The sequence below is a fragment of the Cytophagales bacterium genome (genome assembly GCA_019456305.1).
Taxonomy (GTDB): domain Bacteria; phylum Bacteroidota; class Bacteroidia; order Cytophagales; family VRUD01; genus VRUD01.
On sequence record VRUD01000106.1, the window covers coordinates 1 to 11,759 of the forward strand.

Sequence of the window (11,759 nt, forward strand, 5' to 3'; positions counted from 1 at the left end):
AATCCGGGAAATCCAACCGATACTGTAGAGGATTGGTTCGTTTCCCCACCTCTTAATTTTAATACATCTGCCCGGTTGAATCTTAAACTATACCCTGGGGTTTTATCTGCGGATTCAAGCGAGTATTTCGGAATATGGTTTGGTACCGGTTCTAATGATCCTGCGAATGGGAATTTTTATGAGCTTGCTAACTTAACAGACATGCACATGCAAACCAATTTTCAATGGGTAGATACTTCTTTTGCGATCAATTCCTATACTGATTCCGGTTATGTAGCATTCAAATACATAAATACCTGGGATGATAAGTTTGAAATATATATTGATAATGTCAATATTATCCCCGATAGCAACAAGGGAACGATTGACAGTTTAAAAATTATTCCTTCAAACCCAACAACAAATGACTCAATTAAAATTATCAGCTTTACATTATTCCCTTATGGAGCATGTACCCTGAAAAACTCTTCTTTCAACATAAATAATAAAGAAATAGTAATAAATGCAACACATTTTGAGGGTGGCTGGCCAGCCATTTGTAACTCTGTTGATACCATTACAATTGGCAAATTAGATACAGGCGCTTATACTTTATATTATAATCTGTCTGTTGATACTAATCTTGCTGTTTTTGATACGGACACCCTATTTTTCGTTGTGCAAAACCCTACTGATGTTATTTCAACACCCGTTGAAACAACTGCGATAAAAATATATCCTAACCCCAATACGGACGAGTTTATAATAGAGATGAATATTTTAAAAGTTCAAGATGTAGAAATTACGTTGTTTAATATAGCTGGTCAGGTGATATACAACGAAAATTTAAAACGATTCAAAGGGCTATATTTTAAGCGAATTAATACAAAAGGACTTTCCACAGGGGTTTACCAACTGCAGATAAAAACAGGTTATGGTGAAGTTAATAAGAAGGTTGTTGTTGAATAGGCTGTTTTTCTCTTTCCATTCTTTTTGTGTCAAAGAACTACGAAATTTTCTGTTGAAACGAAAGTGTCAAATCGTTACTCTTTTCTTTTGTGCGGTGGCAGGCAAGCTTTTCAATTTTGCTTTGACAATTAAAAATAAATTAAAATAAGAATTATTTATCTTTAGAAAGATCTTGAAAAACAAACCAAAGTCGCCAGACGACTAAACGTTTCAAAATTACAAAACAATTCTTTAAAACATAGCCCACTTGTAAATTTTGAAATTCTCAAAAAATCAATTATCTTTGCAAATTATTAGCATAGCGCAGGACGCTATGCACCATGCTCTTTGCGCCATGCGTTATAATGGAATCAACCGACTACATAGCCCTCTCCATCCCCGTATTCTTTCTGCTTATTGGTATTGAGCTGATCATCTCCACATTCAGGAAGAAAAAACTTTACCGGTTCCATGACGCCATCACGAGCATAAGTTGCGGCATTGGTTCGGAAATTATGGGTGCATTTTTAAAAACAGCATTGTTTTTTGGCTACCTGTACATCTACGATAACCTCAGGATCTTCACAGTGCCCAATGCTATGTGGTCATGGGTGCTCTTATTTTTAGGAATTGATCTTTGCTATTATTGGTTTCATCGCAAAAGTCATGTGATCAATATATTGTGGGCGGCTCACATTGTACATCATCAAAGCGAGGATTACAACCTGAGCACTGCCCTGAGGCAGGCATGGTTCCAGAGTTCATTCTCCTGGGTATTTTACCTGCCGCTTGCTCTGATTGGATTTGAACCCATCATGTTTTTAACTTTCTCTGCATTCAATACATTATATCAATTCTGGATACACACAAGAGCCATCGGTCGTTTAGGTTTTCTTGAATGGTTTATGAACACGCCTTCGCATCACCGCGTACATCACGGCAAAAATCCAAAATACCTCGACAAAAATTATGCTGCGGTTTTTATTATCTGGGACAGGATGTTTGGCACTTTCCAGGCCGAGGAAGAAGAACCGGTCTACGGAATTACCAAATCATTAAAAAGCTGGAACCCGATATGGACCAACTTTCATTATTGGGTAGACCTGTTTAAAACAGCTTACAGATCCAATAAGCTTATTGACAAAATAAACGTTTTTATTAAGCCCCCCGGCTGGTCTCCCGCGGAATTAGGTGGATTTCAACCGGCACCCGAAGTTGACAAGGTAACCTACGAAAAATATGAGACTAAAATCCCTGTATCAACCAATTTTTATGTATTTTTTCAGTTTGTACCGGCACTGCTTGCAGCATCTGCCTTTCTTTTCTTACAAGATTCATTTTCTATCATGCAATACTTTGCGGTACCTGCCTTCGTATTGCTTTCAATCATGAATTGCGGTGCCATTCTTGAAAAAAAAAGATGGGTGATCGCGCTTGAATACATGAGATTCCTTTTTGCGGTGGCTGTAGTACTACTGTTTTACAATTCACCTTGGTTTACAATTATATTATATGGGACCTTTATCTTCATTGCTATTTCTATATTTTGGTTTACCAAACAACTGGGATCCTTTACAATTATTAAAAAAATGCCATAAAGACACTAAAGTATCACAAAGGATAATTTTTAATACACATAGTGTAACTTTGTGTCTTTGTGCCTTCGTGGCAAAAATTTTTATGCCTGAAAAACAATATAAAACATTCAAAGAATTTTATCCATATTACCTGGATGAACATCGCAAAATAGGAACTCGTGTATCACATTTCATAGGCACAACCCTCTTTTTTGTATTTATAATTCTGGCTATTGTTCAGTTGCAGCCGTACTTTTTGTTAGCAGGTATCGTAACCGCCTATTTCTTCGCCTGGATCGGGCATTTCTTTATTGAGAAAAACAAGCCCGCTACATTTCAATATCCATGGATGTCAATTAAAGGTGATTTTAAACTGTATTTTCAAATTCTTACCGGGAAAGAAAAATTTAAGAAATCAAACATCTAACATCTTCCAAAATAAACTTCCTTTTATAATCAAATGCAGGAAATTCAGTCGAAGATCAACACACAATCAGAGGCATTCAAAACCAATTACAGAAAAATGCTGGTCAGCGTACAGAAGCTGGAAGACCTGATGGAGAAAAGCGCTTGGCAAGGTGAGGAGAAATATATTGAACATGCAAGGAAATCCGGTAAGCTTTTAGCACGCGAAAGAATTGAACTATTACTCGATCAGGACTCTCCCTACCTGGATCTGCTGCCTTTAGCCGGGTATGGCAGGAAATGTTTTACCCTGGGCGGGACAATGGCTGCGGGGATTGGACTTGTAAGCAACAAACTCTGTTTGATCATCGCCAATATCGCAACCATCAAAGGAGGAGCTATAGACTATGTAACTTTGCAAAAAGCCATGCGGTTAAATGAGATCGCCATGGAAAACAGGCTTCCGACAATATACCTGGTAGAATCAGCCGGGGCCAACCTGCCCGAACAAGCAAAAATATTTAACTACGGTGGAACTAATTTCAGAGAGATCACCAGGAGATCAAAAGAGGGTATTCCTATAATATCGGTAGTCTTTGGAAACAGCACAGCCGGAGGTGCCTATATTCCCGGGATGTCTGATTATGTGATCATGGTTAAGAACCAGGCAAAAGTATTCCTGGCAGGCCCTCCCCTGGTGAAAATGGCTACGGGAGAAGTGGTGGACGATGAATCATTGGGTGGTGCGGAAACACATAGCAAAATATCCGGGGTGTCTGATTTTTTAGCTGAAAATGAGCAAGATGCGATGAGAATAGCAAGAGATATCATGGCTATCTTAAAATGTAATACAGCGCAGCGCGCTATGTGCTATGCCCCGCCAGCTGGCGGGGCTATGCGTTCAGATGAAATATTGGGCATAGTATCAGAAGATGTAATGAAACCCTATGATGTAAGAGAGATCATAGCCAGGATAGTTGATGGTTCAAAATTCCTGGAATTTAAACCCGGTTACGGTACCACACTGGTCACAGGATATGCATACATCCACGGACACCAGGTCGGAATCATTGCCAATAACGGAGTTTTATTCTCTGAAGCTGCCAATAAGGGTGCGCATTTCATTCAATTATGCAATAAAAATGATACCCCTCTATTGTTTTTACAAAATATTACCGGGTTTATGGTAGGCAGGAAATATGAACATGGAGGCATTATCAAAGACGGGGCTAAAATGATCAATGCCGTTTCAAACAGTACGGTGCCAGCCATTACCGTAATCTTAGGCGCCTCTTATGGCGCTGGCAATTATGCGATGTGCGGGAGGGCTTTCCAACCACGATTTTTATTTTCATGGCCCAATTCAAAAATTGCCGTGATGGGTGTAGAGCAGCTAACAGGGGTGATGGAGATCATCCGGAAACAGGCAAAGAAAACCGACCTGCTCAAAGCTGCCAAAGGAAAGATCGCCAAAGCCAAAATGACTAAGGATATTGAGGAGCAATCAAGCGCTTTCTATGCAACCGGCCAGCTTTGGGATGATGGCGTAATAGATCCCAGGCAAACGAGAAATTACCTGGGGATGTGTCTGGAAGTAATTTATAATTCCGAATTTAAAGGGACGAGTGAGTTTGGGGTTTTTAGAATGTAATTAAATTATCTTCGGCTATGGGGAATGCGCTGATCTATAGTACATTCATTAATAAAGAATAAAAGAACTTTTTGTTTAAAAATGCGTTATATTTGTGTAGCAAAATATAATGATCTTTAAAACTTATATTTATTATGGAAACAAATTATTTACAAATGAAACTTGAAGAAGCAAAAATCAAATATAAAGGTCAATGGATTGCTTTCAGGGCTTTTGACGAAAGCGATAATCCTGAGGGCCGTGTAATTTTGCACGGTAAAGACCGTAAGGATTTTTACAAGAAATTAATTGAGCAAGGGATTACCGATGTTTATCTAACCTTTGCAGGACCTTTAACCCAGAAGGCTATGGTACTATGTTTTTTTACGTAGTGTAATGATATGCGCCTGCCACTCAGCATCCCTCTAAGAATAAAAAAGGTCAAAATTAATTAGTACAAAAACTCTCTTTGTATAAAATCTATTATATTTGTAAATAAAGCACATGGAAAGTCAAAAAACAATAAATACGATAAAATCTACGGTCAGTTCTTTCTTCCCGGAAGCAAAAGTCCTGCTATTTGGCTCCAGGGCACGAGAAGATAGCGATAATCATAGTGACTATGATGTGATGGTAATTATTAATGAAACTTTACCATTAAAAGAGAAAAGGAACTGGAGAGGGAGGATAAACGAAGCACTTGTAGAAGCATTACATGCTCCGGTAGATGTTCTTTTGAACAGTGAAGAAGAGATATCTATTAAAAAAGAGTTGCCGGGCCATGTTGTTCGCTGGGCAATAAAAGAGGGGGTCATACTATGAATGATAATTTATTAGATTATATTAAACAATGGTTAAGTAAAGCAAAAGATGATTTAGTTGCTGCCCGGAGATTAATTGAAATTGAACCTTATATATTGGACCCTGCCTGTTTCCATTGTCAACAAGCCGTTGAAAAATTCCTCAAAGCATATTTAGTATTTAAAGAATTCAACTTTGAAAAAACACATAATATCAAATATTTATTAGTGGAATGTTCAAATTTTGACGAAGATTTCAAAAATATTGATGTTAAAAATATCAACGACTTTGCTGTAGTTATACGTTATCCTGATGATGCTTTAATGCCTGATTTAGTTCAAGCTGAAGAATTTCTTCAAATCGTAGAACAGGTCAAAACATTAGTTGAAAGTAAAATCAATCTTGAGTAACAACCCAATCACCAAACTCCTCATTGCCAACCGTGGCGAGGTCGCTGAAAGGATCATCCGTACCTGCCGGGAAATGGGTATTGCTACCGTAGCCGTATTCTCTGATGCGGATAGAAATGCAAGGTATGTCAGGAAGGCAGATGAAACAATCCACTTGGGACCATCCGCCCCCGCTGAATCATACCTCAACATCGAAAAAATAATCCATGCCGCAAAATATTCCAATGTTGATGCCATACACCCCGGCTATGGCTTTTTGGCTGAGAACGCAGCGTTTGCAGCTAAATGCCGGGACGAAAGAATTATTTTTGTCGGTCCATCACCCGAAGTGATTGAGAGCATGGGCTCCAAAACAACGGCTAAAGAGCTGGTACAAAAGCTCGGTATTCCGGTAATTGAAGGTTACAACGGTAAAGACCAGAACATAAAAACGCTCATTTCCGAAGCAAAAAAGATCGGCTTTCCCGTATTACTCAAAGCAGTAATGGGAGGAGGGGGCAAAGGCATGCGCATTATAAATAACGAGGGTGAGCTGACAGCCGGCATTGAATCAGCCAAACGGGAGGCAGAGAAAAGTTTTGGAGACGGCATGCTTATCATAGAAAAGTATCTTGACTCAATAAGACATATTGAGATCCAAATAATTGGAGACGATCACGGCAATTATCTGCATTGTTTCGAAAGGGAATGTTCCATACAGCGGAGGTACCAGAAGATCATAGAAGAGTCGCCCTCACCTGTTATGCCTCCTCAGTTAAGAGATGAAATGACCTCCTCCGCAATAGAAATTGCAAAAGCATTAAAATATTCAAGTACAGGTACGGTTGAGTTTATAGTAGATAAATCTTTAAACTATTATTTTCTTGAAGTGAATACTCGTCTGCAAGTAGAGCATCCCGTCACGGAAATGATCACAGATCTGGATCTGGTCAAGACGCAGATAGAAATTGCTGAGGGTAAAGAATTATCTTTCAAACAAGAAGATATTAAAGTAAACGGGCATGCCATTGAATCCAGAATTTATGCAGAAGATCCGGGAAATAATTTCTTGCCCTGTACGGGAAAGATACTGGCATGGAGGGAGAAAGAGCTTCCAGGTGTGAGATACGACAGTGGGGTGGAAACAGGAAGTAATGTTGATGTATTCTACGACCCCATGCTGGCAAAGGTCATTGCCCACGGATCATCCCGGCAGGAGTGCCTGAAAAAATTAAACCATGCTTTAAAAAACCTTGCCATATTGGGGATCACTTGCAACAAGGAATTTCTAACAGATGTATTAAATAACCCTGATTGCATTGCCGGTAATTTTGACACAAACTTTATTTCTAAGCATTTTCCTGACTATAAAAAAACCGCTAAGCTAAAAGATGTCTATGGATTCGCTATAGCTGCCTTGATATGGGAATGGAAGATCAGTGATGCTCAAAGAACTGTTTTAAAACACATGCCTTCAGGGTGGAGAAACAATTTCTATCAACCCCAAACCAAAACCTATTTATTTGATGCGGTGCAAATTAAATTAGAATATAGAAATCATGGGGAAAATAAATTCACAGTACAGATAAATACGGACGAGGGACGCCTGCCTGCCGAATCCCGATACAATCTGGAGCAGGCAAGGGGGACAGGTGACGATAAAAAATATAAAGTCGAATTTATATCATTATGTGATAATCAGCTATCCTGTTTGGTCAATGGAAATTTAAAATCCTTTGTAATTGCAGAAAAAGAAGGGAGCATCTATGTTCATAGCAATGAACAGGGATGCAGAGAATTTACCAAAGAATCAAAGTTGATCCCGAGTACTCGGGATGAAATAGTGAATGGCACTTACACAGCGCCTATGCCGGGCGAGGTAGTAAAAATTCTTGCGAAGACGGGAAAAAGAGTGAAAGCCGGTGAGCAGTTGCTCATCATTAATTCCATGAAAATGGAAAATGCAATTGAAGCTCAAGCCGATGGTGTAGTGGATGAAATTTTTGTTGAGGAAAAAGCATTTGTAGAGGCCGATACGTTATTATTGACCGTTAAGAAGAACTTAACTTAGTAATTTGATTTAAAAAATAGTACACTGATTTATTATCATAATTATCAGAATAAATCAGTGTACTATTCAACCGGTTTTGAAAGATAAAACATTTCACCCTACGGGTGATCAGCCTTTGGCTGAGAAATTCCGATACAATGATATACACAATAGAAGAAACTTCAAATTTCAGAGATCGAACCTTTGCTTATTTGTTAATTGATAAGCAAGACCACGTTCTAACCATCACCTTAAACCGTCCGGAGAAAAAAAATGCGATGAACCCTGTAATGGTCAATGAGATCGCTTATGCTCTTTCTTATGCCCATTATAATAATGATATATGGGCAGTGGTAATAGCAGCCAACGGTGGTGTATTCTGTGCCGGTGCAGACCTCAAGGCATTTGCCGGAGGAGATCAGGATACCACAAATTCTACCATACCTGAGCCAGGCACAGAGGTTCTATTAGGAGAAATTTTCACCCAATTACACAAACCCGGCATAGCTAAGATTCATGCCCCTGTCTATGCAGGTGCGTTTCTGATAATTTGCGGATGCACGCATGTAGTTGCAGCAGATAATGTAACATTTACACTCCCGGAAGTAAAAAGGGGAATATGGCCCATGCAGGTGATGCAGAGTTTATTGAATATTATGCCGCCCCGCAAAGCATTGGACTTATGCATACTCGGAAAAACGATCAACAGCCAGGAAGCATTGGATTTAGGGCTTATTACTTCAAAAGTTCCACCAAATGATCTCGATAATGAAGTAGCCGGTCTCACTTCTAAAATATGCAGCAATTCACCCGCTGCAATCAAACATGGACTAAGAGCATTTGATGAATTGAGAGCAATTGACAACGACCAAAAACATGCTTATTTGAAAAAAATGCTGGGTGAAGTTCTAAAAACCGAAGATGCGAGGGAAGGTATATTGGCCTTCAAAGAAAAAAGAAAACCTGTTTGGAAGGGGAAATAAATAATAACTTTAAATCCCAAAAATCCTTTTGATATAATCATTAACAAACATACCAGACGGATCGAATTGTCGCCTGATCTGTTCAAATTTACTGAATCCGGGATAGAGCGGTTTGAGAGCATCAAATTCCAGTGAAAATTCCTTTCCCCAGTGAGGTCTTCCCCGATAGCTTGCCACAATGCTTTCAAAGCCGGCCAGGTACGCTGACCAGCCCCTCTTGCCAGCCATATAAGCGCCAATATTACAACTATCTCTTTGATAAGCCGGGCTTAACAGGCAATCATCGGCCTTGATAAACCTGGCTTCCACCAAAAAATTGACATACATGCCCTGGGTTTCAATCATTTCCCTTATCTTATATATTGTTTCAGCGGCTTTTTCAACCGGAACAGCATACTCCGCTTCATTGTGTAGAGGAGGAAAAGGCCCGTTTAAGACCCAGTCACTTCTTTCAATCCTGTGTCTCGTTTTAAAATGTATGACCTTAATAAATCTGTTAATTCCCGGAATTAGTTTAGGAAACAGAATGCCGGTTTTCAACATGCTACTAAATAAAAAATTTGCAAGAAAGGAGTTTTCAAACCATCTTTCAAAGAATGAAATTCTCTTCTCCTGTTTGTCTGTGCGGTTTTGACAATATATATAGACATAATTCACATGCGGAAACCACCAGAATTTCACATGATCATTTGAATTAACCAAGTCCGGCATCTTGTCCATGGCCTCTTCAAAAGGAAGCGTATAGGTGTTTTCCTCCAGGAAGTAGGCATCCACACATTGAATAATAACTTCAGCTATAATACCAAAACATCCCAAACTTACCCTTACTGCCTGCCATATCTCCCCATCATTTTCATCCAGGTCACAAACCGAACAGTCTGCCTTTACCAGCCTGATGCTAACCACCTGTGTTGAAAGGTTTCCGTACTTAATGCCGGTGCCGTGTGTTGCCGTTGAAATAGCCCCGGCAACACTTTGCTCAGAAATGTGTCCTAAATTTGCCAAAGCCAATCCCTGGCCTGCGAGATAATTATTTAAGTCGTTCAGCCTCATCCCGGCCTGTACCACAACCCGCCTTGTGGATTTATCCACCTTTAACACCTTGCTATACTTGTCTAAGTTGATCATCCAATGATCCGTACAGGCAATAGCTGACCAGGAATGACCGGCACCGACAACCCGAATCGTTTTACCGGAAGCTACTGCCTCCCGGACGATGTCGATAATTTCTTCTTCCGTTTCAGGCTGAATAATCCTTTCAGGCTGGCATTGTTGGCTTTTTGCCCAATTTTTAAATTGTAGGTTCTTTTTTTTCATCAAAATAATTTAACAAACCGGTTAAAAACAGTTAAAATCGGTTAATAATGGTTAAAAGCAGTCCACAATCGGCAGTCGGCAGTCCACAGTCGGCAGTCCATCCCGAGTACTCGGGAGCAGTCGGCAATTGTTTTTTGCCGACTGGGGACTGTAGACTGCCAACTGCCGACTGCCGACTGCCAACTGCAGACTGCCGATTGCCAACTGCCGACTGCCGACTATTTTAAGACGTAGCTTGTAAAAGCCCTGTTGGTTTTTTCCTGTATTGCTTCTTGCGCTCTTTCAACTTTTTGATGACACGTTTCTTTTTCTGTCTCTCAAAGAAGTTGCTGATGCCCTTTTCAATCGGATTGAGAAATGCAGCAAGCAGGATATTCATAAGCAGCTTAAAGAGCGGAACCCCTCCTGCAACGTCATCAACAAATGGCTCTGCTAATAAAATCATGAATTCAAATATGGTAATGATCGTAAGCAATGAGATCAATGTGGAGAACCTGGTTTTTCCACGTCTTGTAAGAAGAAATGATACGATCAGCAACCCGGCCATACAGATCACCTGGGTGGTATAATACCACCATGTGCGCCACCACGGGGGAAGCACTGTAAATCTATAGATCAGCGGCTCACTCCACACTCCGAAAGGGCTTTGGGCTTTGAGCAAAAAGGTGTATTCGCCTTCGTACAGGTTGCCGTAGGTTACCTCTGTTTTTTTAGTAATGGGACTCCATTTTTCATCCTGCCCTTCCAGCATGTATTGGTATTTTACAAGAAAATGCCTGCCCGTTTCTATCGCATTGTACTCAAACGTAACATGATTGTATTGAATTGGCAGCACAAGATTTTCCGGCAATGGATAAAACTTCGTGATCCCGTCAAACTCAATCCCTGCAAATTGCTGGCGCACTGTATCCCGTTCGGCTTGGCTCAATACCTTGCCGTAGGTCATTATTTCTTGTTGGGCGAGGGTGGCGCTGTCATCGGAGTCCCATGCCTGCTCCGAATGTTTTCCAGCAGAGTGGGAGCCCGACCTGGAGTCGGACTCCCATGCCCCTGCGCGTGGCTCTCCCCCTTCAGGGGGTTGGGGGGTAGCGTGGGGCAGTACATACCAACAGATATTCTCCTGATTGACTTTAATCTTCTGCAATACCACAGTAGGCGGCTCATAGTTTTTGTGTACTGCTTTAGGGTCAAAGCGTATTACCTTATCATCACCGCAGCCACCCCAGATAATACCGTCTTTGGTAATGCACATCGCGTTGGTGTTGAGGTCTTTTATGGGGTAGCCGGTGTTGTTATTATATATTTCCCATTTTGCTAACCCTCCGCTAAACACAGGGGAGCTTGCCCCGCCTATCAGTACACTGTAGCCCAAATTGGTGCCAAAAACCATGTTGCCTTCTGTATCTTCCACTAAGTCGTACACCACGTCATCTGCCAGGCCGTCTTTAGTAGTAAGATTTTCAAACCTTATTTCCTTTATTCCCTTTATTCCCTTTATTTCCTTTATTTCCTTCTTGACCTGCACCCGCAGAAAACTCACCCCCCCGCCTAATGTGCCGAACCAGAGGTTTCCCGATTTGTCTTCGGTGATGCTCACTACTGCATTATGCGCAAGCCCCTGAGCGGTCGTATAGGTCGTAAAGGCCTGTTCCGAACGGAGTGAGGAAACTCCGTCATAGC

Annotated in this window: 12 protein-coding genes; 10 read left to right on the forward strand and 2 right to left on the reverse strand. The window is 40.6% G+C overall.

Translation table 11 applies throughout. From position 1 onward, the window contains the following. From FVQ77_16080 to FVQ77_16120, 9 genes are all read left to right on the forward strand, one after another. Nucleotides 1-948: T9SS type A sorting domain-containing protein (locus FVQ77_16080; GenBank protein ID MBW8051820.1), on the forward strand; the 948-nt coding region annotated here is incomplete at its 5' end. A gap of 320 nt (nucleotides 949-1,268) precedes the next feature. Beyond that, a complete protein-coding gene (locus tag FVQ77_16085) occupies nucleotides 1,269-2,525 on the forward strand; it encodes a sterol desaturase family protein (GenBank protein MBW8051821.1) in 1,257 nt (418 codons plus the stop codon). An 82-nt stretch (nucleotides 2,526-2,607) separates the two neighbouring features. Beyond that, entirely contained in the window at nucleotides 2,608-2,931 is a 324-nt protein-coding gene (locus FVQ77_16090) for a DUF962 domain-containing protein (GenBank protein ID MBW8051822.1), read from the forward strand. Nucleotides 2,932-2,964: 33 nt separating this feature from the next. Continuing rightward, entirely contained in the window at nucleotides 2,965-4,560 is a 1,596-nt protein-coding gene (locus tag FVQ77_16095; protein ID MBW8051823.1) for an acyl-CoA carboxylase subunit beta, read from the forward strand. 155 nt (nucleotides 4,561-4,715) lie between these two features. Next, nucleotides 4,716-4,931 carry a hypothetical protein gene (locus FVQ77_16100; GenBank protein ID MBW8051824.1) on the forward strand — a complete coding sequence of 72 codons (216 nt, stop codon included), beginning with the start codon at nucleotides 4,716-4,718 and terminating at the stop codon, nucleotides 4,929-4,931. A gap of 112 nt (nucleotides 4,932-5,043) precedes the next feature. Next, on the forward strand, nucleotides 5,044-5,361 hold the full coding sequence (locus FVQ77_16105) for a nucleotidyltransferase domain-containing protein (protein ID MBW8051825.1): 318 nt from the start codon (nucleotides 5,044-5,046) through the stop codon (nucleotides 5,359-5,361). Next, nucleotides 5,358-5,750 (forward strand): HEPN domain-containing protein, encoded by a 393-nt coding sequence (locus tag FVQ77_16110; GenBank protein MBW8051826.1) that lies wholly within the window; start codon nucleotides 5,358-5,360, stop codon nucleotides 5,748-5,750. Before FVQ77_16105 ends, FVQ77_16110 begins: the two co-directional genes overlap by 4 nt. Next, nucleotides 5,725-7,800, forward strand: a complete 2,076-nt coding sequence (locus FVQ77_16115; protein MBW8051827.1) for a biotin/lipoyl-binding protein — start codon at nucleotides 5,725-5,727, stop codon at nucleotides 7,798-7,800. Before FVQ77_16110 ends, FVQ77_16115 begins: the two co-directional genes overlap by 26 nt. 137 nt (nucleotides 7,801-7,937) lie before the next feature. Further along, nucleotides 7,938-8,762, forward strand: coding sequence for an enoyl-CoA hydratase (locus FVQ77_16120; protein MBW8051828.1), 825 nt, complete (start codon nucleotides 7,938-7,940; stop codon nucleotides 8,760-8,762). 9 nt (nucleotides 8,763-8,771) lie between these two features. On the opposite strand, the gene FVQ77_16125 is transcribed toward FVQ77_16120, so the two are convergent. After that, nucleotides 8,772-10,079, reverse strand: a complete 1,308-nt coding sequence (locus FVQ77_16125) for an FAD-binding protein (GenBank protein MBW8051829.1) — start codon at nucleotides 10,077-10,079, stop codon at nucleotides 8,772-8,774. Nucleotides 10,080-10,126: 47 nt separating this feature from the next. Here FVQ77_16125 and FVQ77_16130 point away from each other — a divergent pair, with 47 nt between their 5' ends. Beyond that, nucleotides 10,127-10,306, forward strand: coding sequence for a hypothetical protein (locus FVQ77_16130; protein MBW8051830.1), 180 nt, complete (start codon nucleotides 10,127-10,129; stop codon nucleotides 10,304-10,306). Here the strand turns inward: FVQ77_16130 and FVQ77_16135 are convergent. Continuing rightward, nucleotides 10,303-11,759: hypothetical protein (locus FVQ77_16135; GenBank protein ID MBW8051831.1), on the reverse strand; the 1,457-nt coding region annotated here is incomplete at its 5' end. The genes FVQ77_16130 and FVQ77_16135 overlap by 4 nt on opposite strands.

Bases quoted from the DNA above. Each gene is read 5' to 3' on its own strand.
- FVQ77_16130 (MBW8051830.1), top strand. From the start codon at position 10,127: ATGGTTAAAAGCAGTCCACAATCGGCAGTCGGCAGTCCACAGTCGGCA.
- FVQ77_16125 (MBW8051829.1), bottom strand. From the start codon at position 10,079: ATGAAAAAAAAGAACCTACAATTTAAAAATTGGGCAAAAAGCCAACAA.
- FVQ77_16100 (MBW8051824.1), top strand. From the start codon at position 4,716: ATGAAACTTGAAGAAGCAAAAATCAAATATAAAGGTCAATGGATTGCT.
- FVQ77_16110 (MBW8051826.1), top strand. From the start codon at position 5,358: ATGAATGATAATTTATTAGATTATATTAAACAATGGTTAAGTAAAGCA.
- FVQ77_16085 (MBW8051821.1), top strand. From the start codon at position 1,269: ATGCTCTTTGCGCCATGCGTTATAATGGAATCAACCGACTACATAGCC.
- FVQ77_16105 (MBW8051825.1), top strand. From the start codon at position 5,044: ATGGAAAGTCAAAAAACAATAAATACGATAAAATCTACGGTCAGTTCT.
- FVQ77_16095 (MBW8051823.1), top strand. From the start codon at position 2,965: ATGCAGGAAATTCAGTCGAAGATCAACACACAATCAGAGGCATTCAAA.
- FVQ77_16090 (MBW8051822.1), top strand. From the start codon at position 2,608: ATGCCTGAAAAACAATATAAAACATTCAAAGAATTTTATCCATATTAC.
- FVQ77_16120 (MBW8051828.1), top strand. From the start codon at position 7,938: ATGATATACACAATAGAAGAAACTTCAAATTTCAGAGATCGAACCTTT.